The 23,941-nt window shown below is 56.8% G+C and carries 18 protein-coding genes; 9 read left to right on the top strand and 9 right to left on the bottom strand.

The window, feature by feature from the left end; translation table 11 throughout:
* Positions 1-39: 39 nt before the first annotated feature.
* Positions 40-1,752 (top strand): sensor histidine kinase, encoded by a 1,713-nt coding sequence (locus THINI_RS14600; protein ID WP_154724421.1) that lies wholly within the window; start codon positions 40-42, stop codon positions 1,750-1,752.
* Entirely contained in the window at positions 1,749-3,104 is a 1,356-nt protein-coding gene (locus THINI_RS14595; RefSeq protein WP_002709323.1) for a sigma-54-dependent transcriptional regulator, read from the top strand. The genes THINI_RS14600 and THINI_RS14595 overlap by 4 nt, the downstream gene beginning before the upstream one ends.
* A 42-nt stretch (positions 3,105-3,146) precedes the next feature.
* Here the strand turns inward: THINI_RS14595 and THINI_RS14590 are convergent, their stop codons facing one another.
* Together THINI_RS14590 and THINI_RS14585 are read right to left on the bottom strand one after the other, a co-directional pair.
* Positions 3,147-3,812 carry a PspA/IM30 family protein gene (locus THINI_RS14590; protein WP_002709322.1) on the bottom strand — a complete coding sequence of 222 codons (666 nt, stop codon included), beginning with the start codon at positions 3,810-3,812 and terminating at the stop codon, positions 3,147-3,149.
* A gap of 16 nt (positions 3,813-3,828) precedes the next feature.
* The gene (locus THINI_RS14585; protein ID WP_002709321.1) at positions 3,829-4,101 is read right to left on the bottom strand and encodes a YiaA/YiaB family inner membrane protein; all 273 of its coding nucleotides are present in this window, start codon (positions 4,099-4,101) and stop codon (positions 3,829-3,831) included.
* 317 nt (positions 4,102-4,418) lie between these two features.
* Between THINI_RS14585 and THINI_RS14580 the strand changes: the two genes are divergently transcribed.
* Genes THINI_RS14580 through THINI_RS14550 form a run of 7 tightly spaced genes read left to right on the top strand, consistent with a single transcriptional unit; the run spans position 4,419 to position 15,916 of the window.
* A complete protein-coding gene (locus THINI_RS14580) occupies positions 4,419-5,744 on the top strand; it encodes an SWIM zinc finger family protein (RefSeq protein WP_002709320.1) in 1,326 nt (441 codons plus the stop codon).
* A 1-nt stretch (position 5,745) separates the two neighbouring features.
* Positions 5,746-7,305 (top strand): DUF5691 domain-containing protein, encoded by a 1,560-nt coding sequence (locus tag THINI_RS14575; protein ID WP_002709319.1) that lies wholly within the window; start codon positions 5,746-5,748, stop codon positions 7,303-7,305.
* A gap of 2 nt (positions 7,306-7,307) precedes the next feature.
* Entirely contained in the window at positions 7,308-8,414 is a 1,107-nt protein-coding gene (locus THINI_RS14570) for an ATP-binding protein (RefSeq protein WP_002709318.1), read from the top strand.
* 10 nt (positions 8,415-8,424) lie between these two features.
* On the top strand, positions 8,425-10,719 hold the full coding sequence (locus THINI_RS14565) for a DUF5682 family protein (protein WP_002709317.1): 2,295 nt from the start codon (positions 8,425-8,427) through the stop codon (positions 10,717-10,719).
* On the top strand, positions 10,709-11,875 hold the full coding sequence (locus THINI_RS14560) for a VWA domain-containing protein (protein WP_002709316.1): 1,167 nt from the start codon (positions 10,709-10,711) through the stop codon (positions 11,873-11,875). Before THINI_RS14565 ends, THINI_RS14560 begins: the two co-directional genes overlap by 11 nt.
* Before the next feature lie 43 nt (positions 11,876-11,918).
* Positions 11,919-15,077: a DEAD/DEAH box helicase gene (locus tag THINI_RS14555; RefSeq protein ID WP_002709315.1), complete on the top strand. Its 3,159-nt coding sequence runs from the start codon at positions 11,919-11,921 to the stop codon at positions 15,075-15,077.
* A 2-nt stretch (positions 15,078-15,079) separates the two neighbouring features.
* The gene (locus THINI_RS14550; protein ID WP_002709314.1) at positions 15,080-15,916 is read left to right on the top strand and encodes an SWIM zinc finger family protein; all 837 of its coding nucleotides are present in this window, start codon (positions 15,080-15,082) and stop codon (positions 15,914-15,916) included.
* Positions 15,917-16,032: 116 nt separating this feature from the next.
* On the opposite strand, the gene THINI_RS14545 is transcribed toward THINI_RS14550, so the two are convergent.
* The 7 genes from THINI_RS14545 to THINI_RS14515 all read right to left on the bottom strand — a co-directional run bounded on the left by THINI_RS14545 (position 16,033) and on the right by THINI_RS14515 (position 23,854).
* The gene (locus tag THINI_RS14545; protein WP_002709313.1) at positions 16,033-17,127 is read right to left on the bottom strand and encodes an endonuclease NucS domain-containing protein; all 1,095 of its coding nucleotides are present in this window, start codon (positions 17,125-17,127) and stop codon (positions 16,033-16,035) included.
* A gap of 153 nt (positions 17,128-17,280) precedes the next feature.
* Positions 17,281-18,216, bottom strand: coding sequence for a hypothetical protein (locus tag THINI_RS14540; protein WP_002709312.1), 936 nt, complete (start codon positions 18,214-18,216; stop codon positions 17,281-17,283).
* Positions 18,217-18,223: 7 nt separating this feature from the next.
* On the bottom strand, positions 18,224-20,065 hold the full coding sequence (locus THINI_RS14535) for a restriction endonuclease subunit S (RefSeq protein ID WP_002709311.1): 1,842 nt from the start codon (positions 20,063-20,065) through the stop codon (positions 18,224-18,226).
* Complete coding sequence (gene tnpC / locus THINI_RS14530) at positions 20,062-21,558, bottom strand: IS66 family transposase (RefSeq protein WP_002707503.1); 1,497 nt, start codon at positions 21,556-21,558, stop codon at positions 20,062-20,064. Before tnpC ends, THINI_RS14535 begins: the two co-directional genes overlap by 4 nt.
* A gap of 126 nt (positions 21,559-21,684) precedes the next feature.
* Positions 21,685-22,053 (bottom strand): type II toxin-antitoxin system VapC family toxin, encoded by a 369-nt coding sequence (locus THINI_RS14525; protein WP_002709310.1) that lies wholly within the window; start codon positions 22,051-22,053, stop codon positions 21,685-21,687.
* The gene (locus THINI_RS14520) at positions 22,053-22,313 is read right to left on the bottom strand and encodes a DUF2281 domain-containing protein (protein WP_002709309.1); all 261 of its coding nucleotides are present in this window, start codon (positions 22,311-22,313) and stop codon (positions 22,053-22,055) included. Before THINI_RS14520 ends, THINI_RS14525 begins: the two co-directional genes overlap by 1 nt.
* Positions 22,314-22,384: 71 nt before the next feature.
* Positions 22,385-23,854 (bottom strand): N-6 DNA methylase, encoded by a 1,470-nt coding sequence (locus THINI_RS14515; RefSeq protein ID WP_002709308.1) that lies wholly within the window; start codon positions 23,852-23,854, stop codon positions 22,385-22,387.
* Positions 23,855-23,941: the final 87 nt, after the last annotated feature.

Genomic DNA, 23,941 nt, shown 5'->3' with positions numbered 1-23,941 from the left:
AAGCCGCCCCCGCCCAGTAACGGCGTGTTGGCTGGCTGGGTGGCCATTCTATTCAGCGCCATCACCCTGCTGACTGTCTATTACGCTGTGCGCCAGAATGCGGAACAGCGCCTGCAACAGGAAACGGCCGTGCTTTCCCAACAGCTTGTCAGCCAGCTTGAGGCCGAGCTGGAACGGCACAAGTACCTGCCCACCCTGCTGGCGGAAAACCCCGAAGCGCAGGCGTTGCTGCAAACAGCTTCCCCATTACCTGACGCGGTTCTGCGCGTCAACCGCATCCTGAAAAAAGCCAACCGCATCGCCAACACTGCCGACACTTACCTGATGCGCCCGGATGGCCTCACCATCGCCGCCAGCAACTGGGATCAGGCATCCACCTTCGTGGGCCGAAATTTTTCCTTCCGCCCCTATTTCCAACAAGCCGTGCAGGGGCATTTGGGGCGCTACTACGCGCTGGGCACGACCTCCGGCGAGCGGGGTTATTACTTTGCCTCCAGTGTCAGGGGAGAAAACGGGCAAATCATCGGCGTCATGGTGGTCAAGATCAGAATCACCATCCAGGAATCCGGCAGGGCATGGCAGGCGGCTCACTTCATGGTCGCCGATCCGGAAGGGGTCGTGTTCATGTCCAGCAACCCAGCGTGGCGACTACATTCCTTGCAGGCATTGTCCGCCGAAGTGCTGGCCAGCCTGAAGCAAAACCACCGTTACGCGGATACCGCCATCACGCCATTGACCCATTTGCGCCTCGACACCACCGCCACGCTTCAGTCAGTCAGCGATGGCCACCACCAATATCTGGTGCAGCGCACCGGTATGGAATCGGCAGGCTGGACACTCTATATCCTCAACGACGCCAGCAGCGTCACCCGTAGCGTGGTGCTGACCCTACTGCTGACCGCTTTCATGCTGGCGCTGACCTTGTTGCTGTTGTACCTGCTGTGGAAAAATCAGCGCCAACGCCGCGAATACGAACAACAAGCCCGCGAACAACTGGAGGCAAAAGTCGAGGAACGTACCCGCGAACTGCGCCTCACCCAGGGAGAGCTGGTGCAGGCAGCAAAAATGGCTGCACTCGGGCAACTTTCCGCCGGTATCAACCATGAGATCAACAACCCGCTGACCGCGATCCGCGCCTATGCGGACAATGCCGCGCAATTCCTCGACATCGGCAAGCCGGATATTGCCCGCAGCAATCTGATGGAAATTGTTGGCCTGACCGAGCGCATGGCCACGATTACCCGCCAACTCAAAACCTTTTCGCGCAAAAGCGCCGGGCAGATTGAAACTTGTGACCTGCACCGTGCGCTGGATTCCGCCCTCGGCATCATCCAGCCCAAACTGGCGCAAACCCGCATTGCGCTGGAACAACAGCGCGCCGACAATACCCGTTACGTGCAAGCCGACCTGGTATGGCTGGAACAAATTCTGGTCAACCTGCTCAGCAACGCCGCCGAAGCGGTACAAGAACAGGCGGAACAATGCATCTGGATTGCCCTACAACAGGCTGACGGGCAAGTCTGCGTCTCGGTACGCGACAACGGCCCTGGCATCAGCGAACAGGCTATGCCGCATGTGTTTGAAGCTTTTTTCACCACCAAAACCATTGGCAAGGGTCTGGGCTTAGGTTTGTCGATTTCCTATCGCCTTGCCCGCGACATGCACGGTAATCTGGGCGTGCGCAATGCGCCGGAGGGTGGTGCAATGTTCACCCTCAGCCTGCAACAAGCCGCTGACGGGAGCCAGCCATGACCACAGCCAACATCATTCTGGTCGATGACGAAAAAGCCGTGCGCGACGCCACCGCGCAGTCGCTGATGCTGGCGGGTTACGAAGTGGATACCTTCGACAGCGCCACAGCGGCCTTGCGCATCATCGCCCCGGAATTTGCGGGCGTGATTATCTCCGACATCCGGATGCCGGTCATGGATGGGCTGGAATTCCTCCAGCAAGTCCTGAAAATCGACCGTGACCTGCCGGTAATCCTGATCAGCGGGCACGCCGACGTGGCGACGGCAGTCTCCGCCATCCGCAAGGGCGGTTATGATTTGCTGGAAAAACCCTTTTCCAACACCCAATTGGTGGAAGTGGTCAAACGTGCCAGCGACAAGCGCCGCCTGACGCTGGAAAACCGCGCCCTCAAGGAAGCGCTGGCCAACCAGACCCGCCCAGGCCCGCGCATTATCGGCCAAACCCCGGCCATCGTTACCCTGCGCAACATGATTACCCGCATCGCCAACGTCAACGCCGACGTGCTGGTCATGGGCGAAACCGGTACCGGCAAGGAACTGGTGGCGCGTTCCCTGCACGAGCAGAGCAAGCGCCGCGACCACAATTACGTGGCGATCAATTGCGCTGCCATCCCGGAAAGCCTGCTCGACAGTGAGCTGTTTGGGCATGAGGCGGGCGCTTTCACCGGCGCAAAAGGCAAACGCATCGGTAAGTTTGAACACGCCAACGGCGGCACGTTGTTCCTGGATGAAATCGAGGGGATGCCGCTCTCCACGCAAGCGCCGTTGCTGCGGGTATTACAGGAGCGCAGCATCGAACGGCTGGGTTCCAACAAGCCCATCGCACTCGACATCCGCGTGATTGCCGCGACCAAGATGGATTTGAAAGAGGCTTCGGAGCGCGAGGAATTCCGCCTCGACCTGTATTACCGCCTCAACGTGGTGACACTGGAAATCCCGCCATTGCGGGCGCGCCGCGAAGACATCCCGCTGCTGTTCCAGCATTTCGTGCTGGTGGCAGCGGCGCGCTGTGAAAGCGAAGTGCCACCACTCAACGACCAAGCGCTGCATGTGCTGATGGGGCACGACTGGCCGGGCAATATCCGCGAGTTGCGCAATATCGCCGAGCGTTACGTGCTGCTGGGCGAAGCTTACGGCTTCGATCTGGCCGCGCTGATGAATGCGGATGAGAAAATCGAAGGGCTGTCGCTGGCCGAACAGGTGGCCTGTTTCGAGAAAACCCTGATCGTGCAATCACTTAACCGCCACCAGGGCAACACCCGCGCGGTGATGGACGCACTCGACCTGCCGCGCAAGACCCTGGCCGACAAGATGAAAAAGTATGGGCTGGAGCGCGAGCAGTTCCGTGAGTAACCCGTGTCCGGTTTCCGTCGCGACCTGCGCATGATAATGCTGTTACGCTGCACGCAGCCTTGCCAGCACGTCTTCAGCCTTGTGGCAAGGGCGTTGTTTTGCAGACGCTTCACCTGCCATGTAGCTGTCGATTTGCTGCATGGCCTGCATCCGGTCATCACAGGTTTCGTGCTGCTGGCGGATGCGTTCCAACGAATCCTGCATCCGCGCAAAGCTGTCGCCGTGGGTGTTGGCATGGCGGGAAAGTTTGCCCGCCACCTGCTGGGCATGGCGGGTGGCTTGCGACATGCGTAATTCCGCGCGGTATTGTTCCAGCTTGAAGGTAGTGCTTTTCAGGGTCTTGAGCAGGCGCTGCTCGTAGTCGTGTAGCTGGTCACAATGGGCTTGCTGGTTTTCAAGCCAGTCTTCCTGCTGGGCGAGTTCATCCGCCAGCTCCAGCGCACCCGCTTCATCTTGGCGCTCCAGGCGGGAACGGATGAGGTCTTCCTTGCTGGCCATTTTCTTGCGGGCTGCATCGAGCTGGCGTTGCAGGCGCAGTTTTTCAGCCATTACTTCGGCAAGGTGCTGCCTGGACTGGCGCAGGCTGTCTTCGCATTCGTGGATTTCTTGGTCGAGGATGCGTAAGGCATTGGCATCCACGGCAGCTTCCAGCACTTCGCGGGTTCCACCACGCAGGGCGGTGGCGAGTTTTCCGATTAAGTACATCATTGTGGCTTACCCCCGCTTATTCGCTGAATTCCTTGAGGATTTTATTAGTCTTGGCCTCATTGATACGGTTGGTTAGGCGCTGGGCTTCGTGCTCATCACGCAGGGTCTTTGAAAGCATAATGGTAGCACTGACCAGAAACAGGGAGTTCAGGGCCAGATAACCTTTAGTTAGCAGGTTGCCTTCCAGGAAAAAGATGAAAGCCGCCATTGCCGCCAGTGAAATACCAAAGGTCAGCTTGACGAAAAACAACCATCCAGCGGTGTTTGGGAGAGTGATATTGTCGTTCATTTGTGTTTACCTCATGGTTAGGGCTTGTGTTGTTTGCTTGAGAGGAAGATTAATGAATGGTTTCACATGGAGCAACGATAAACGAAGAGGTTGAAGCTGAATGGGCTTTTAGTATTGAAATACGCTACCAAAGCCTTCATCAGCTCCAAGGAAACCAACATGGCCTTGTGGCTGCATCGCTGGCAAGGGCTTGAAGAAAAGCAGACTTTACTGGTTTGACGACCTGCCGGTTATCCGGTCACTGGTGCGAATGCTGGTCAGGCCAAGGGGGGATGGTTATTATCTGGCTTGTCTTATCAAACTCATAACAACCAAGCATGACAACCTGGACTACCGAACAAGTTGCGGCACTCGCCCCTGACGCCGCCTCGCTCAAGGCGGGCGAGAAACTCAGCCAGCCACACCAATGGCAAACGCTTGGGCAAGCCGATGGCGTGGTGTGGGGCGAAATCAAGGGCAGCGGCAAAAATCCCTACCAAACGGCTATTGAACTGGTGGAACCTGCCTTCAAATGCTCCTGCCCCAGCCGCAAATTCCCTTGCAAACACGGCATCGGTCTGGCATTGGTGCTTGCCGCCAACTCCGACAAGCTGACTGGCGCGGAACCGCCTTCCTGGCTACAGGAATGGCTGGACAAACGCGGGCAACGCGCCCAGAAAAAGGCCGAAAAAGCCGCCGCCAGTAATGAGCCTGTTGACGAAGCCACCCTGCAAAAACGCGCTGCCGCCCAACAGAAACGCAACGCCGCCCGCGAAGATAAAGTCAGTGCCGGTATCGCCGAATTGCAACGCTGGCTGTTCGACCTGATCCGGCAAGGCTTGTCGCAACAGGACGACAAACAATGGCAACGTATGGCTGCCCGTATGGTGGATGCACAAGCCCCCGGCCTTGCCCGTCGTTTGCAAGCCATTGCCAGCCTGCGCTATCAGGGGGGGGCATGGCAGGAAAAGTTGCTGGCCGAGCTGAGCCGCCTGCACTTGCTGCTGGAAGCTTGGCAGCGCCGCGACAGCCTGCCTGCCGCAGTACAGGCCGACGTATTGGCACACATCGGTTTCAACCAGCCCAAGGAAGAAATCCTTGCTCTTGACAGCATTGCCGACCATTGGCAGGTCGTTGGGCAGCGGCAGGAGGATGACGGGCAAATACGCACCCAGCGCACCTGGTTATATGGCATGAATTCGCAACGTTTCGTGTTGCTGCTGGATTTTGCGGTACAACAACAGCCAATGACTTTGCGCCCGCCAGTGGGACAGGCAACGTCAGGGGACATGGTATTTTATCCCTCTGCCACCCCGTTGCGTGCTTTATTGAAGGATGAAGCAGCACAGCAACCGGGCGACACTGTGCTTGCCCCGCTGTTTGCTCCATTGCATCAATGTTTCTCTCGTTATACCGAAGCCCTGATAGCCAACCCCTGGTTAGGCTATTTTCCTTTCGCCATTGCCCGTGTCATCCCTGTGCAGCATGACAAGCAATGGCTACTGGTCGATGTTGCACAGCATTGTGTTCCACTCGACATCAGCGACGAACAGGCATGGGTATTAATAGGCGAAAGCGGTGGGCATCCGCTCAACATATTCGGGGAATGGGATGGTGACAGTCTACGCATCTGCGGCACATTCCAAACCGGTGGGGAGGCATAACATGCAACTGCAACAGACCCTGCTCAAAATCGCCCTGCTGGGAACCGAACGGCAAAGCCAGCCACCGCAAGGCAATGCCGCGTTACAACCTTATCTGGATCAGCTCTACCCTGGCGGGCAAATTCCGGCAGACAGTGGCCGTGAAGCCGCGTTTCTGAGTACAGCGGCATTGGCCTTTCAGTATCAGGCCGCAGGCAGCTTGCCGGTCACATTCACTGGCGAACTGCCTACGCCGGATGACAAACCCGATCTGCCGCTGATTCCTGCTGCTGCCGAAATGCACCTGCGCCGGATGCTGGCGGATAACAACCTGCGCCCGTTGCTGGATGGCTGGTTGGAACAGGTGGCAGGCAAACACTTGCGGGTTCCGGTGAGCTTTATTCCGCCACTGATGGAACAGGCCCGTCAAAGTCGCGCCATTCGCCCGGCCATCAGTGCCGCTATCGGGCAACGCGGGTATTGGCTGGCGACGCAAAACCCCGATTGGCACAACCTGCTGACTCTTGCTCCGGATGCTGCTGAACAGCAGGATTCCTCCGTGTGGGAAGAGGGCAACCCCGCCCAGCGCAGTGAATATTTGCAGCATTTGCGCAGTGAGCAGCCAGCTGCCACCCGCGAATTGCTGCAAGCCGTCTGGAAGCAGGAAGCCGCACAGGTACGGCAGGATTTCCTGCAAACCCTGCGCACCAACCTGAGCGCTGATGATGAAGCCTGGCTGGAAAGCTGCCTCGACGATCGCAGCAAAGGCGTGCGCCAGTTAGCGTCTGAGCTGCTGGGTGCGTTGCCGGATTCCGCTTTCAGCCAGCGTATGCAAAAACGGCTGACTGATTGGTTGGGTGTGCAAGCCAAATCCGGCCTGCTCAACAAGCTGAGTGGCAAGAAAACGCTGCAAATCAACCCACCTGAAAATTGGGATAAAAGCTGGCAACGTGACAGCATTGATGAAAAACCACCCCAAGGCAAAGGTGCCAAAGCCTGGTGGCTGGAGCAGGCGCTATCTTGTATCCCACCTGTGTACTGGACGCAACGCTGGCAACTGCCTCCGTCAGACCTGTTGGAACTGGCAGAAAAAAGCAACTGGAAAAGCGCCTTGCTGAACGGTTGGCAAACTGCCTTGCTACGCTACCCTGACAGCGAATGGGCGAAGGTGTGGCTGACCCGCAGCGACCCGCGCCATTCCCCGCTCTGGCAAACATTAAGTCCTGCCGATGCCGAAAGCACCGCAATCGGCCTGCTCCAGCGCAACGACAGTCTCGAGCTGCTGGATGTGTTGATTCACCTACCACATCTATGGGGGCGGGACTTTTCCCTGCAAGTGCTGAAACAGCTACGGGTACGCACGAACTGCCAGCAGCAATACGTCCACGCTGTATATGGCGCGTGCCGCCATCTCGCTACACACATCGCCCCCGACTGCGTGGAGGACTTCACCCACCTGCTACAGGAACCCTTGCAGGCAGAAGACCACCCGTTCCACCGCATCCTGACTGAAACCCTGTTTACCCTGCGTTTTCGCGCCGACATGCTGGCCGCGCTGGAAACCACCTCACCCAAGGATTAATCATGAGCGACAATAAAATCCAGAACCCAATACAGACGGTGCTGCGCCAACATGCTGAAACCGAATTTGCCCACGAACTCGCCGCCCTGCGCGAACAGGACAGCCATGCCCGCCCGCCCAACTGGGTGCTGTCGCCGTGGGCGGTACGCACCTACCTGCTGGGTGGGAAAATCGACGGCGGTATCGACATCACCCCCAAATACATCGGCAACCCGCGTCTGATCGAAATTGCCATTTCTACGCTGGCAACCGACCGCGCACTGTTGCTGTACGGTCTGCCGGGAACCGCCAAGTCGTGGGTGTCGGAACACCTCGCCGCCGCGATTTCCGGGCGTTCCACCCTGATCGTACAGGGCACGGCGGGTACGGGTGAGGAAGCGATGCGCTACAACTGGAACTACGCGCAACTGATCGCCAAAGGCCCGTCGCAGGATGCGCTGATTGCCAGCCCTGTCATGCACGCCATGCAAAACGGGCTGGTCGCGCGGGTGGAAGAACTGACCCGGATTCCGGCGGACGTACAGGACACACTGATCACTATCCTCTCGGAAAAGACCCTGCCGATCCCCGAACTCAACACTGAGTGTCAGGCGCAAAAAGGTTTTAACCTGATTGCTACTGCCAACAACCGCGACAAGGGTGTGAACGAGTTATCCAGTGCATTGAAGCGCCGTTTCAATACCGTCATCCTGCCGCTTCCGGAAACGCTGGAGGAAGAAGCTTCGATTGTTGACCGCCGCGTTGCCAGCCTCGGGCGGGCGCTGGAACTGCCCGCAGAAAAACCGGCATTGGCTGAAATCCGCCGTGTTGTCACCATTTTCCGTGAGCTGCGCGGCGGCCTGACGGAGGATGGCAAAACCAAGCTGAAAGTCCCTTCCGGTACGTTGAGTACCGCTGAAGCCATCTCGGTGATGGGGAGCGGTATGGCACTGGCGGCGCATTTCGGCGATGGCAGCCTGACGGCCCGCGATCTGGCCTCCGGCCTGATCGGGGCGGTGGTCAAAGACCCGGTGCAGGACAGCGTGGTGTGGAAGGAATACCTCGAAACCGTGGTGAAAGAACGCAGCGACTGGAAGGATTTGTACCGGGCGTGCAAGGAAGTGTTGTGAGGTAAGCGTTATGCCACATCACGTTTTCGGCATCCGCCACCATGGCCCCGGTTCTGCCCGCAGTCTGGTGCAGGCACTTACCGCTTTGCAGCCGGATTGCATCCTGGTCGAAGGCCCGCCCGAAGCTGACAGCATCCTGCCGCTGGCTGTGCATGAACAGATGCAGCCGCCGGTCGCTCTGCTGATCTATGCGCCGGATGAGCCGCACCGCGCGGTCTATTACCCTTTCGCCGCTTTTTCCCCGGAATGGCAAGCGATTCGTTACGCGCTGAGCCAGCAAGTGCCAGTGCGCTTTATGGATTTGCCGGTCAGCATCAACTTTGCCCGTGACAAGGTGGCTGAAGAAGCTACTGCCACAGCAGAACCTGTTGAGCCACAAAATCCGGAAAACGAAGAGCGGGATGAAACACTTATCATCCGCCGCGATCCGCTGGTCTTGCTGGCAGAGGCCGCAGGTTACGCCGACAGCGAGCGCTGGTGGGAGCACATGGTTGAGGAGCGGCAGGATTCCAGCGAACTGTTCCAGGCCATCCTCGAAGCCATGATTGCCCTGCGTAACGAAGTGGATGAGCATTGCCCCCGTGACGCTGCCGAACACGAGCGCGAACAGTTGCGGGAAGCGCATATGCGCAAGTGCATCCGTCAAGCGCAGAAGGACGGTTTCCAGAATATTGCGGTGGTATGCGGTGCATGGCACGCGCCCGCGCTGCAAACCCTGCCCACAGCTAAAGTCGACAACGACTTGCTAAAAGGTTTGCCCAAACTCAAAACCACTGCAACCTGGGTTCCGTGGACACATGAACGCCTCAGCAATGCCAGCGGTTATGGCGCAGGTGTTGATGCGCCCGGCTGGTACGCGCATATTTGGGGGAGCGGGGAAGAGGGGGTATGCCATACTCCCCTACAGACGCGGTGGTTGACGCGGGTGGCGCATACTTTCCGCCAACAGGGTCTGGATATTTCTTCCGCCCACGTTATCGAAGCGGTGCGGCTGGCCGAAACCCTCGCCGCTATGCGTGGCCGCCCTTTACCTGGTCTGGCCGAACTCAACGAATCGGTACAAAGCGTCATGCTGTTCGGTGATGCCGCCCCAATGCAACTATTGCACCGCAAGCTGCTGATTGGCGAATCGCTGGGCAATGTGCCGGACGAAACCCCGCAAACCCCGCTGCAACAGGATTGGGCGCGTGAGCAGAAACGCCTGCGCTTCAACCCTTCCGCCAGTGATGCCGATCTGGTGCTGGATTTGCGTAAGGAAAATGATCTGGAGCGCAGTTACCTGCTGCGTCGCCTTAATATCCTCGACATTCCGTGGGGCAAGGGCGGCGACACGGCACGCGGCAAAGGCACCTTTAAGGAAAGCTGGCGTATCCTGTGGCAACCGGAGTTTGCCATCCGCCTGATCGAAGCCGGTCTCTGGGGTAATACGCTGGCAGTTGCCGCCACTAACCGGCTGGTCAAACAGGCACAGGATACTACTTCGCTGGAACAGCTTGCCAGCATGACACACGCTTCCCTCTACGCCAATTTGCCAAAGGCGGTCGATGCATTGATGCAGCGTCTGCAAACTGAAGCAGCGGTTAGCAGCGACATCCTGCACCTGATGCAGGCGATGCCGGAACTGGCGCGTTTGCTACGTTACGGCGATGTACGCCAGACTTCGCTGGAACAGGTCAGCCATGTAGTGTCCGGCATGATTACGCGCATCTGCATCGGTTTGCCGAATGCCTGTAGTGCGCTGAATGAGGAAGTCGCCGAGGGCATGTTCAAGCGCATTCAGGCGGTGCAGGAAGCGGTCAATCTGCTGGCGGAAGACGATTTCAATGGCCAGTGGGCGCAAACGCTACAAACCCTGCTCGACCAGCAGGGGCTACATGCGTTATTGGCGGGGCGTTGCTGCCGTTTGCTGCTGCAAGCGGGGCTGCTGGATGAAGGCGAAAGCGCGCGTCGTTTCGGGTTGGCTCTTTCCACTGCCAGCGAGCCTGCCGAGGCCGCCAGTTGGGTAGATGGTTTCCTGCGCGACAGTGGTCAGTTACTGATCTATGACGAAACGCTGTGGAAGCTGATTGATCAGTGGGTGAGTCGTTTGACGGGTGACACATTCCAGCAGTTGTTGCCGGTGTTACGGCGCACGTTTGCGACTTTCAGCGCACCTGAGCGGCGGCAAATGGGGGAGCGGGTCAAACAGGGGCAGGCAGCCTTGCCCGCAGTGGCAGCGGTCAGCGACATTGATGAAATACGGGCGGCAACGGCGCTGCCATTGGTAGCGATGATGCTGGGATTGGAGGTGGCGGATGCAGCCTGAAGAACGACAAAAGCGCTGGCGTTTGATCCTCGGTGGTGGCGAAGCCGATGGCATCGGTTGTTCCCTGGATGGCATGGAACAGGGTATCGACAACTGCCTCGCCGCTGTGTATGGCGATGGTGAAAACGTTGGCGGGCGGCGCGGTGGTTTGGGTGCTTCCGCCCCTAACGTTACCCGCTGGCTGGGCGACATCCGCCAGTATTTCCCGTCCTCCGTGGTGCGTGTGATCCAGCAGGATGCGATTGAACGGCTGGGCCTGCGTCAGTTGCTGCTGGAGCCGGAAGTGCTGGAAGCCGTCGAAGCCGATATTCATCTAGTCGCCACGCTGATTTCCCTGAAAAACGTGATTCCCGCCAAGACCAAGGATACCGCCCGGCAGGTGGTCAACAAGGTGGTGGAAGAATTGCTGCGCCGTCTGCACCAGCCGATGCAACAGGCAGTCAAGGGGGCGCTCAACCGTGCGGTGCGCAACAACCGCCCGCGTTTGCAGGAAATCGACTGGAACCGCACCATCCGCGCCAATATTAAAAATTACCTGCCCGAATACAACACCATCGTGCCGGACAAGCTGATTGGCTATGGGCGCAAGCGTTCCGCGTTGAAAGAGGTGGTGTTATGTATTGACCAGAGTGGCTCAATGGCTCCGTCGGTAGTGTATTCCAGCATTTTTGCAGCGGTGATGGCATCGATTCCGGCGTTGAGCACCAAGATGGTGGTGTTCGATACGTCTATCGTCGATCTGACGGAAGAGCTGCACGACGACCCGGTGGATTTGCTGTTCGGCTTGCAGCTGGGCGGCGGCACCGACATCAATCGTGCGCTCGGCTACTGTCAGGGGCTGATTTCGCGCCCGGATGACACGGTTTTCATCCTGATAAGTGATTTGTACGAAGGCGGCAATGCCAACGAAATGCTGAAACGCACGGCGCAACTGGTCGCTTCCGGTGTACAGATGATTGCATTGCTGGCGTTGAGTGATGAAGGTGCACCGTTCTACGATCACGACATGGCGGCGAAATATGCCACGCTGGGCGTGCCGACGTTTGCCTGTACACCCGACCAGTTCCCGGAACTGATGGCGAATGCGCTGATGAAGCAGGATTTGGGGCAGTGGGCGGCGAAACAGGGGATTGTGGTGCAGCAGGGCGTTTGCTGATCTGCTAGCATGATGGGTTTCCCGGTACGAGCAAGGCCATTATATGGATGTTTATCATGGCGCATGGATTCCAGCCTTTGAGGCTGGCTTTGACAACCATGGGCAGTTTGTCTTCTGGATTGAGACCGACAAAAAGACGCGCAGCCGCACCCCCGACCGGCATCGCGCAACAGCGGCGGAACTCAATGATTTCCTGTCCGCCGGTTTGTCTTTCGGCAAGCCGCTGATCGCCAGCCTGCGCGCCCAGCCCGCCTCGTTCTACCTTGCTTTGCCCACGCTGGAGGATCAGCCCTTGCCCAGCCCGGAAATGGCGCGCCTTACCGGCGATTACCTGCCGGATGACTATGCGTGGCGGGTCTGGATGATCAACGGCATAGCCATCGGGCGACCTTTGTTGTTCTTGCGGGAATTACAGTTTGTGGCCAGTTTTGGCCAGCCGGATTTCCGTCTGGGCAGTGACCTGTTGTTCTGGATGCAATACGCCCAGCAACTGCGCAATCTGGTGCGTCAGCATCAGTTCATGCCGGTGATGAAATGCCATCAACCCAGCGGCAAGCGTTCCAAGCTGAGCGTTTATAGCGGCTGGTCGCCCGCTTCCAGCCTGTATGAGCAGGGTTTGCAGGCGTTTGCCGCCGCCATGCCGGGTGTTTGCACCACGGTGGTGGGGTGGAAACCGCCCTCCATGCAGGTTGACCAGCCGGAATGCCTGGATAGTGTGGCGCTGCTCAGGCATTTTTCCGAGCAGCAACTGGAGCAGCTGGTAGCTGATGCCAACGCCACCAATCAGGTGCTCAAGCAACTGGATGGCAGTTGGCTGGTGGATGCCTTGGGCTATAACGCTGCCGGTTTCCACAAAAGCCCATTGAGTGACAGCGGTTTGACGTTGGAAGACTGGAAACAATGGTCAAGTTGGCAACGGGAAATCGTTGGTCAGGCACAAGACAGCGGTTTCGTATTGGGTCTGCGTCTGCAACCGGCCAATGAGCGCCGGGATACCGATTGGCAACTGCATTTCTTTGTCGAGTCCAGCCAGGATCCCTCCCTGAAAATGGATTTGTCCGAATGGTGGGCATCGTCCAGCGTCAAACAAAAACAGCAGCAGAAATATTTTGGCCAGCAGTTTGAGCGGCATTTGCTGGTGAGTCTGGGTCATGCAGCGCGCATGTGCCCCTTGCTGTGGCAGGGCATGGAGTCGCCCGAGCCCACCGGCGTGACGCTGGATTTGCCGACCGCCTATGAATTCCTGAAAAACGATGCGCCGGTGCTGGAATCCGCGGGGTTCCGCATCGTTCTGCCCGGCTGGTGGACGCCGCAAGGCCGCAAGCGGGCGCGCATCCGCGTCAAGGCTTCCGGCAAGTCCGCGCCCGCGCAGGAAAAGGATAGCGGAACCGGCTATTTTTCTATGCCCTCACTGGTGCAATACCGCTATGAATTGTCGGTCGGCGGCGAACCGGTGAGCGAACGGGAATGGCAGGAACTGGTCAATGCCAAGACGCCGCTGGTGCAGTTCCGGGGTGAATGGATGGAGCTGGACAGCCAGCAGATGAACCAGTTGCTGGAACTGTGGCGGCAGCAGGAGCAAGGCGGCGAGACGGTTTCCGTCACCGAACTGCTCAGGCAGGTGGCTGAGGCGGACGAGAATGCCACCGAGTTTGTGTTCGACGAAGTGCTGAGCGACATGCTGGCGCGCCTGCAACAGCGGGAAACCCTTGAGCCTATGGATAATCCGCAGGGCTTGCAGGGGCAGTTGCGCACCTACCAGAAGCAGGGGCTGGCCTGGCTGGCCGCGCAGGAATCCCTGGGGCTGAACCCCTGTCTGGCGGATGACATGGGTCTGGGGAAAACCATCCAGGTGATTGCGCTGCTGCTGCACGAACGTGAGCGGCTGACCCCGGAACAGCAGGCCGCATTGCCACCGACCCTGCTGATCGCGCCAACCTCGGTGCTGGGCAACTGGCAAAAGGAAATCGAAAAGTTTGCCCCGTCACTCGGTTGCATGGTGCATCATGGCGGCAACCGCGCCAAGGAAGCCAAGACGTTCCGCGCGGCGATTGCCTCCAGTGCCATCGTCATCACCTCGTTCACGATCGCCCGTCAGGATAACCCGCTGCTCAAGCAGCAGCCGTGGCGGCGCGTGGTAGTGGATGAGGCGCAGAACATCAAGAACCCCAAATCGGCGCAGGCCAAGGCCATTTGCGCGTTGAAAGCGCCTTACCGCATCGCCATGACCGGTACGCCGATTGAAAACCGCCTGATGGACATGTGGTCGTTGTTCCACTTCCTCAATCCAGGCTATCTGGGCACCGCCACCCAGTTCAAGCGCGCCTATGAAACGCCGGTGCAGCGTGATGGCGATGTGCGCCTTTCCAGACAATTGCAGCGGCTGGTGCAGCCGTTCATCCTGCGCCGCCTGAAAACCGACAAGTCGATCATCAGCGACCTGCCCGCCAAGCTTGAGCAAAAGGTTTACTGCAACCTGACCAAGGAGCAGGCGTCGCTGTATCAGGCGGTGGTGGATGACGTGCAGAAGCAGTTGGAAGACGCCGAAGGCATCCAGCGCAAGGGGCTGATCCTGTCCACGCTGATGAAGCTGAAGCAGATTTGCAACCACCCCGCGCAGTTTTTGCAGGATGGCAGCGCCTTCACCGAAGCGCGTTCGCACAAGCTGGCGCGGGTCAACGAGATGATCGGCGAGGCGCTGGAAGAATCCGACAGCTTGCTGCTGTTTACCCAGTTCACCGAGGTCGGCGAGCAACTCGAAGCCCTGTTGCGTGCGCAACACCACTGCCCGGTCTACTACCTGCACGGTGGCACCAGCCGCAAGCACCGTGAGCAAATGATCGAGGCGTTCCAGAACCCCGACACACCTGCGGGCATTTTCATCCTGTCGCTGAAAGCGGGCGGGGTGGGCATCACCCTGACCCAAGCGAACCATGTGTTCCATTTCGACCGCTGGTGGAACCCGGCGGTGGAAAACCAGGCGACCGACCGCGCTTACCGTATCGGCCAAGAAAAAACCGTGTTCGCCCACAAGATGGTGACGCTGGGTACGCTGGAAGAACGCATCGACAAGATGCTCGAAGACAAGCAGGCGCTGGCCGACAGCATCGTGGGCGCGGACGAAAGCTGGCTGACCGAAATGGACAACGCCGCTTTCCAGCAACTCATCCAACTCAACCGCAGCACGATCCTGGAGGCTTGAACATGGCAAAACTGACACGCACCTGGTGGGGAGAAAAGTTCCTGAATGTGCTGGAAATCAGCATGGATAGCGGGCGGCTGGGGCGCGGCAGGGCGTATGCCGGGCCGAACCGGCTGCTGGAATTTGCCGTCCGTGGGGCGGTGGTTACGGCCACGGTGCGCGGCAATGTCAACCCCTATTTCGGGGTTTACAAGGAACCGCGTTACCAGGTTGAAGTCAAGCTGAAACCCTTTTCCACGCAGGAGTGGGACAAGCTGATCGAAGGCATCAGCCACAACGCCGCCTGCCTGTCGCAGTTGCTCATGCACGAGATGCCGACCACGATTGAAAACGTGTTCGCGGCGCAGAAGCTGCACTTGCTGCCGCAAAAGCGGGGCGACCTGATTAGCCAGTGTTCCTGCCCGGATTACGCCTCCCCGTGCAAGCATGTCGCGGGCGTTTATTACAAGGTGGCGTCGCTGCTGGATCGCGACCCGTTTCTGCTGTTCCAGTTGCGCGGCATGGATGCTGCCCGGCTCCAGGAAAAGCTGGCGGAATCGCCGCTGGGGAAAGCCTTGCTGGATCAGTGGGGCGAGGGCGAGCAGGCGGTGGAATACCTCTACCATCGTTACCCGGAACCGGAGGTGAAACCGTTGGTCGCCACCGACCTGAAAGCCTTTTGGCAGGGGCAGGCTGCCTTGCCGCTGGTCGAGCATTTTTCCGGGCAGGCTGCGACTCCGGCTGTGCTGCTCAAGAAGGGTGGGGATTATCCGCTGTTCTGGCAGCGGGATAATTCCTTTCTTGAGGTGATGGAGAAGGTTTACGCACGGGTTGTGGATAAGAATAAGGCGGCGTTGTGAGTAACCTATCCGCCATAACCAAGGATATTTGATTCAGTCATTGGAAGATATGAGCAATAAATTTACCATCGACGCGGAGAATGGTGACAAACAAGCACCGCTTACATCAAATACAATCAATCCTGCTGTAACTGAAAAAACCGCTCCAGTTGCTCCAGCGTAAACCTGTTGCGCAACTTGGTGACGGTATTCTGGTTGGCGTACATGCCCTTTTGCCAGAATGCCTGCTCCTGGGGAACTGTCTTGTACCACTTCACCCTGACAAAGCCTGCCCGTGTTTCCGGATCATCTGCTTGCTTGCACATGTAGTGACCACGCAAGCCTGCCTCACAGACCGGGGTAGGAGCACCGTTGATTTCCAACATAAATTCCGTAATGGGTTTGACCGTATCCAGCACTTCGCCTACCCCCACGTAGCCGCGTCCGGGTATGCAGGCAAACACCCTGTCGCCCGATTTGAGCTGCTCCAGCGTGCGGGTATACCAGCGCCCGCCGTTGGCCGTCACAAAACCATGCTGACGCGCATCTTCCCACACCAGATTACCATCGCCGTTATCGCCATAAGCAACGTAATAATCCAGCCCATTCCAGACGCCATCCTGTTTTGAGGGAGAGGCAACCTTCTCGCTTTGCACCTCTGCATTTTGCGGATCAAGCAGCCAGGTGCGTGTCAGGTATTCATTCTCACCATCCCGGAAATAGCGGAAAAATAGCGCGTTGATGGGTACGCCGTAGTTGTCTGACAGGTAGTTGATAATCCGTTCACTGGCGCTATCCAGCTCGGCAGCCACCAGAACCAGCTGATGCCGCCGGTTGACCTGTTCAGGCGGGCCTGGGCTATTGAAGAACTCGACAAAACCCTGCTCAAATTCCTTGCTGGGGTGGTTGTCTGCATAAATGCCAGTGACCTGATCGTAACTTAGCCCTTGCACCCATGAAGCATAATCCAGCAACTGCGCCACAGCCTCGCGGGGTGTTTTGTGGCGTTTCAGCTCAATCACGCACAGGTTGCCATCCCCATCCATCGCCAGGATGTCGATGTATTTGCCGTGTGCCGTTGGTATCTGCCGTCCCAGATACAGCCAGTCAGGCGAGAGAATGGCAAGGTTGCTTTCCAGCACGTCTTCCAGCTTTTTCTCGGACTCCAGCGCGGAAAAGCTCAGCTTTTGCGGTTGTCCCTGAATTTTCCAGATACCGACTTCAATGGGCATGAAACCCTCCTCGTTCATGACGTAAAGCCACATCCCATCAACAATATATTGCTTTTCCGGGATTTGCAGCCATAATTAGTAACAGCTCATCTGCCAGGTGTAGAAAGAGTAACGAAGCCGTCCCTCGGGGCGGCTTCAATGTTTTTTGGCGCATTAATTCGTATGCTTCTCAAGCTCCGCTTCAAAAGCCTCAGCAGCATTTGCATACATTGGAAATCGGGTATTCATTAACCCCTGATTGTAATGCTCCAACCAACGGGATAGTCCAAACACTTTCCCACGCTTACCTTCATCAACCCCATCAAGAAAACTAGCCGGATCAGCAACCCAATCTTCAGGTCGCCACAAATTACCTTTTCTTTGCGGATTTTTACTGGTTTTTTTCTGATCCTGAAGGTTATCAAGTTCTGATAAAAACCTCTCCCCACGATCAAAGGCACTGATGTCATCTTTTGTCTGGAAGCCCCAGGCATCGCCTAATGTTGCACATGCTATTGCGACACAAGCTGCCAAGTCAGCTCTTGCCTTCCAATACTGGTGCGTCCATTGGTGACTGCACAAGTGATAGCGCACGATCTGCTTGTCACCAAGCTCCCCGATTAATTCTTGAATGTAAAAGAAAGCATTGTAATCCGTCAGTTTTGGGTTATTAGATACAACAAAATGAGCCGACAAGTGATGTTGATCGCCATGTAATTTCAGCTCTAAAAGGAATCGCTGAAACCTCTCTGGAGCTTGATAAAAATGGTGCTGGTAAATCGGGTAGATTATGTCGTCTGTACACTCTAGCCATTCCAAGCGTATCGCAAATAAATCGCTGGCATCCTGCAACATTTCATGGGTCAATTTGGGCAATAGTTTCTCAGGTGACGATACATCATCAAGCATTAAACCGTGACCAAAAAAGCGCGGAATTTGGTTGCGATTGACTCCATGTTTTTCAAACAGTATAAGAAAACGGTTTTCCACTGAATCAATTTTTGTTTCTGATACTTTGGTATGAAGAAGCTTTTTAAGCCCCAAAATACGTCCACCCAGCGCAAGAACTGACTCTATGTTACTGATGTAAGCCAAGATGGTTTCAAACATATAATTTCTACACTGTTATCTCAGCCAGCGCATCCGCCAGATGCAACTGCGTTGTCTGCGCATCACCGATCCGTGCCTTGAGCTGGTCGCATAACGTCATCAGCTCATCGACCTTCGCCACAATCCGCTGCTGCTCGGCCAAGGGAGGAACAGGAATTTGCAGAGAGGAAACTTGGCTTTGGTTTATTGATGCCTGCCCAATCGCCTCTTTAGCAAAGACAGATATTGTTTCTCTTGCCACCGAAGACTGCATAAGCAGATTGAGATAGCTTGAACAGGATAACCCTGTTACGGGCTTGGCTCTCATATTCATACTCTCGAAAACCAACGGCTCACAATAGTTGGGAATAATGGCTGTCTTACCCACAAGTTCCTTACTATTTACCCGATTAATGAGCAAATCTCCTTCCTCTAACTTGAATTGAGCTACTTCATCATTTGACAATTCAACACGACGAATATCATGAAAATCTATTTTTCCATTTTGTATGTTATACATTCGAAGAGATGGAACACCTTGGTCAGTATAAAACTTCGCCGGTTTATACAATCCATTCGAGAACGAAATAAAAAGAGAGCCAAATCGACACCACTCCCACCCCGGCGGCAATTCAAACGGCTTTTCATCCTCTGCAATCGGCGGCAGCGGTTTTTCCTTCTTGAGCTTGCCTGCTTTCACCAGTCGCGCTTTTTCGGCGGCGATTTTTGCCAGCAGCACGCTGGCGGGTTCGTCCGTCGGGTCTTGCGGAACCAGCTTGCCCATGACGGCCAGTTGCAGGATGGTTTGCTTGAGCTGGTCAATGCTGTGTTCTGTGGTGAAGAGGGTATCGAAATGGGCGGCGATGCGTTGCCACGGAAGACCCTCACCCCCCAGCCCCCTCTCCCGCTGAGCGGGCGAGGGGGAGCAAGAGGTGTCCGCCTCTTCTTTTCTTAGCCCCTCGCCCGCTTGGCGGGAGAGGGGTTGGGGTGAGGGTGTCTTCGTCAACTCAGCCAGCAGATTTTCAACCAGCCGCTGGTGATCGTTGATGCTGGATTCCTGCGCCTGTTCGAGCGCATCGCAGAGGAACATCAGTTCATTGACTTTGGCGACAATGCGGTGTTGTTCAGCTTCAGGTGGCAAAATAAAATAATGTGTTGAAAACTCATCGAATTTGATGCTTTCTACGGTTGTACCTGTCTTGCTGAGATTTTGCAGAATATATTGCTCAAATCCCTGCATCATCAGCAACAGATAGCTAACAATAGATTTATCAAACAGATTCAAAACCTTCAAATCTTGATTAACAGTCGATTCTACTTTTGTAATGGCTACAGGAAAGGTTCGCCGTAATATTCCACTTCTTACAACAAAAAGCAGTGAATCAGGCTCAACCACAGACAGGCCATCATCTATTGCCAAAAGTGTTACGTGATCTTCTGAATCATAAATCGTAGCAAGCTTCATGTCCTTTGGAGTAATCCACGGTATGTTGCCATCCCAATATTCTGACTTCATTTTGCTCGGTGTCTTTCCTCCTGAAAAAACACCAAGCTGAGATAACGTGACCCACTCCCACCCCTCCGGCAATTCAAACGGCTTTTCGTCATCGGCAATCGGTGGCAATGCCGCCTGCTTCTTGAGCTTGCCAGCCTTGATCAGGCGGGCTTTTTCGGTGGCGATTTTTTCCAGCAGCACGCTGGCGGGTTCGTCCGTCGGGTCTTGCGGCACAAGCTGCCCGCGCACGGCGAGTTCGAGGATCAGTTCGCGCAGTTTTTTGATGCCGTAGAGGTTGAGCTTGTTGCTGCTGCCGCGTCCGGCAGTGGAGCGGGTTTCAATGGCGGATGCCCAGATGTCGAGGTAAGCGTTCACGCCATTTGTAGCGGTTTGCGGGTACAGACCTGCCCCAAGGGGAAGCGCACGGCGACCGGCTTATGAGCCAAGCCTTGGGAGCACACATAGCGCATCAGGGTTGCCATATCCATCCCCAATTGCCGGGCAGTCCCCAACACGGTCAGCACGGTTGGCCGGAACCTGTCCCCTTGTGCCGACTGGCTGGCAAAACTGGTCTTACGCCATTGCACGTAGGGGCGGATCACCCGTTCAGCGCGGTTATTGGTGAGGGGAATGCGTGTATCCTTGAGGAAAGTCCAGCACATGGCCTCATCTTTACGGAGATGTTTGCATTGGTTGCGGGTGCGTTTGCAGTTATCCAATGCTTCGCCCAGGCTGAGGGTGGCCTGGAAGCTGCGGCGCAGGCGCAGTATCCGCCGCCGGTAGCGTGCCGCCCCTTCGGGGTGCTGTTGCCAGCGGTGATGGGTGCGGACGGTGGCGCAGGCAATCAGCAGCAGGCGTTTGCCAACCATTCCCCCTCCGCCACAACGCCCGGCCATCTTGCGGAAGTGCCGGATCAGGTGTGCCCAGCACAGTTGCCGCCGTTCGGGCGGGACATTGCCGTAACCGCTGAAGTGGTCTGTCACCAGATAACCGGTAAAACTGCCCAACAAGGCATCGGCGGCAGCCTTGCCGCGTGAGTAATGGGTCATGAAGTACGTGACGGTGTTGTCCGCCAATGCCCATAACCAGTAGGTGTTCGTGCCACGGTAATGGCGGGTTTCATCGGCATGGCAGACCGCCTGCCCACGCACATGCTCACCGACCTGACGGTACAGCGGCCCCATCCACGGGATGGATTTGCCTTGCGCTTTGCTGATCGCCCCGGTGCTGAAGCGCACCTGCCAGACTTCCCACAACAGGAGCTGGGTTTGGCGCATCGACAGGCGAAACTGTCCGGCCAGCACCACAATCCAGGCAATCACACCCGCACCCATTTGCCCGCTGGGGACCCAGTCCGGCCACTGGCTGTGGTGTTGGTTGCCGCAGGATTGGCAGACACCGTGGTAAAACTGGTGCTCCGTCACCTCGGGTGGCGGCGGAGGGGCGATGTCCGTGACCTGATGGCGGTAAGGGTTTTCCCAGTCAACCGCCACTGCCCCACCACAGGCGCAGGTGCTTTCCGGGAAATACTGTTCAGTGCGGGTCACTTGTTCGGGGGGATATAACGCCCGTTCGTGGCGTGGATGGCCGGGTTGCCCGCCATGCGGGCGGCCACTCCCCTTGCGTTTTGGACGGGCTGCCCGTTGTTCCGGGCTGTCTGAGGACGGCGGTTTGGAGCTGTTGCGGGAACTGCTGCCCAGTTTGGCCACCAGTTCTTCGAGCTGTTTTTGCAGCGTTTCGACTTGCTGTTCCAACACCACTACCCGTGCCGCTTGCTTCTCCAACCCGGCTATCCGTTCCTGTTGGCGCACGATCAGCTGATGTGCTTCATCAAGGGTGGTCGGCAGTGGGTGGGCTAGGGCTGGCAAGGGGATAATGGCTCGTTATTGGGATGGGGTGAATTTACTATAAAATCGCTGCAATGCCTATCAGAGGGCGTGAACGCTTACGATGTCGAGGTGGTCGAGCAATGCTTGCGGCACAAAGCTTCCTTCTTATTGTTTTAGTGGATTGTGCAGTACCAACCCCTCAATCCAGTCAAAATCACCCGTATTTCTTGTGACCAAAGGCAATCCGTGAATAACCGCAGTAGCGGCAATCAATGCATCGCCCAAGGACATTTTGCGCTGTTGTCTTAAGGCGACTGCTTGATCAATGATGGAGCGTGAAACAGGCAAAATCTCGGTCAAGGCAAAGAGGCCTTCCAGACCCTGCTTTTCAACATCGTTTAAGCGATGATAACCCAAAGTCTCAACCAGACTGACTTCAGACCCGGCAAGCTTTTTCCCCGCAAACCATGTGTGCAACTCAGCGTAATTCGGGTTAATCGCGTAAATAAAAATATTGCTGTCCAGCAGGAACATCAGTCATCCCTTCCAGGCAAAGGTCGATCTTTGCGGATTTCCCGCTGCCATGCGGATGGATCTGGAATACTGGGCATGGTATTCCGGGCTGCTATCTGTTCACACAAGCGTGCGATAGCATCACCGTTGGGTACAGGGGATTGCTGGGCATTACGAGCCATCTTTGCTTTCAGGAACTGCACAAAATCCAGTATCTCTGCCTGAAGCGCCTCCGGCAGTGTCTCCAAATCTTCAAGAATTTGTTGTTGCAGTACGTTCATAAGCATTGCTCCATGAATTTGTATCTTCGGTAGTGTATCTGAGTCAGCTACAACTTGCCGAATTCCAGTGATCAAGCCCGGTTGAGTGCACCCGCCAATATCGCCCTCAACTGATCCCGCAAGCCCTGAATCTCGGCCTGCTGCCGCGCGTAATTCGCCAGCAGTTCGTCGGGGTCGTGGCTTTCCTGCTCGACAACGTGCGGATTCCTGAGGTCAAGGTTGTAGTTGCGGGCAATGATTGCATCAATCCCGACCTTCCACGCCTGTTCCGTCTCGACCCGCGCACTGAAGCCATCCGCCTCTTCGCCCCACCAGTCGATTTCGGCCTGGAATTCGTCGAACTTCATCGGGCGGGTCTTGCTGTAATTCTTCACCCCCGGCGGGTACGGATGCTCATAAAACCATACCTCGCGCGTCGGTTGCCCCTTGGTGAAAAATAGCAGGTTGGTCTTGATGCCGGTGTAGGGGTTGAACACGCCATTCGGCAGCCGCACGATGGTGTGCAGGTTGCAGCTTTCCAGCAGCAGCTTCTTGATCTTGGTTTTCACGCCCTCGCCGAACAGCGTGCCATCCGGCAGCACCACTGCCGCACGCCCGTTCTCTTTCAGCACTTCGATGATCAGTTGCAGGAACAGGTCAGCGGTTTCACGGGTTTGCGTATCTGCCGGGAAATTCTTCTCGATGCCATCCTCTTCAGTGCCGCCAAACGGCGGATTGGTGATGATCACATCCCTCTGTTCGTCTTCGTCCCAGTCCGCCAACGGACGGTTGAGGGTGTTGTCGTGACGGATCTGCACCGGCACTTCGATGCCGTGCAGCAGCATGTTGGTGGTGCACAGCAGGTGCGGCAACTGCTTCTTTTCCACCCCGTGAATCTGTTGCTGCAACGTGGCGTGATCGGTGGAAGTTTTCACCTGCGCACGCAGATGATCGACCGCATTGGCCAGAAACCCGCCCGTACCACAGGCCGGGTCAAGAACGCTTTCCCCCAGACGCGGATTCACCCGGTTAACCATGAACTGCGTGACCGCACGCGGCGTGTAGAATTCACCCGCATTGCCCGCGCTTTGCAGGTCGCGCAGAATCTGTTCGTAAATGTCGCCAAACAGGTGCCGTTCTTCCGAGCGGGTGAAATCAATCTCGTTGAGCTTGTTGATCACCTGCCGCAACAGCGTACCGTTTTTCATGTAGTTGAAAGCGTCGCTGAACGCCTCTTTCACCACAAACCCACGCGGATTGGTGGTGATCGGCGCGGTCAGGTTCTTCAGGTCGGGAAACAGCTCGTCATTGATGAACGACAGCAGCTCCTCGCCGGTCATCCCCTGCGGATCAGCCGCCCAGAAGCGCCACAAATAGGCATCGGGAATCGGTTCGCGGTAAGCCTCACCCTGCTCGAATTCCAGCGCTTCTTCCTGCGCATCGAAAATCTTCAGGAACAGCAGCCACGACAACTGGCCGAGGCGCTGGGCGTCGCCATCCACGCCCGCGTCCTTGCGCATGATGTCCTGGATGGATTTGATGACGGTGGAAATGGACGACATGGGGTTCCTTTGTTCAATTTGAAGACCCTCACCCCCCCAGCCCCCTCTCCCGCTGAGCGGGCGAGGGGGAGCAAGAGGTGTCACGAT

The organism is Thiothrix nivea DSM 5205 (assembly GCF_000260135.1).
Taxonomy (GTDB): Bacteria; Pseudomonadota; Gammaproteobacteria; order Thiotrichales; family Thiotrichaceae; genus Thiothrix; species Thiothrix nivea.
The sequence above is the reverse complement of the archived record's forward strand: the minus strand, read 5'-3'. Positions and strand labels throughout refer to the sequence as shown.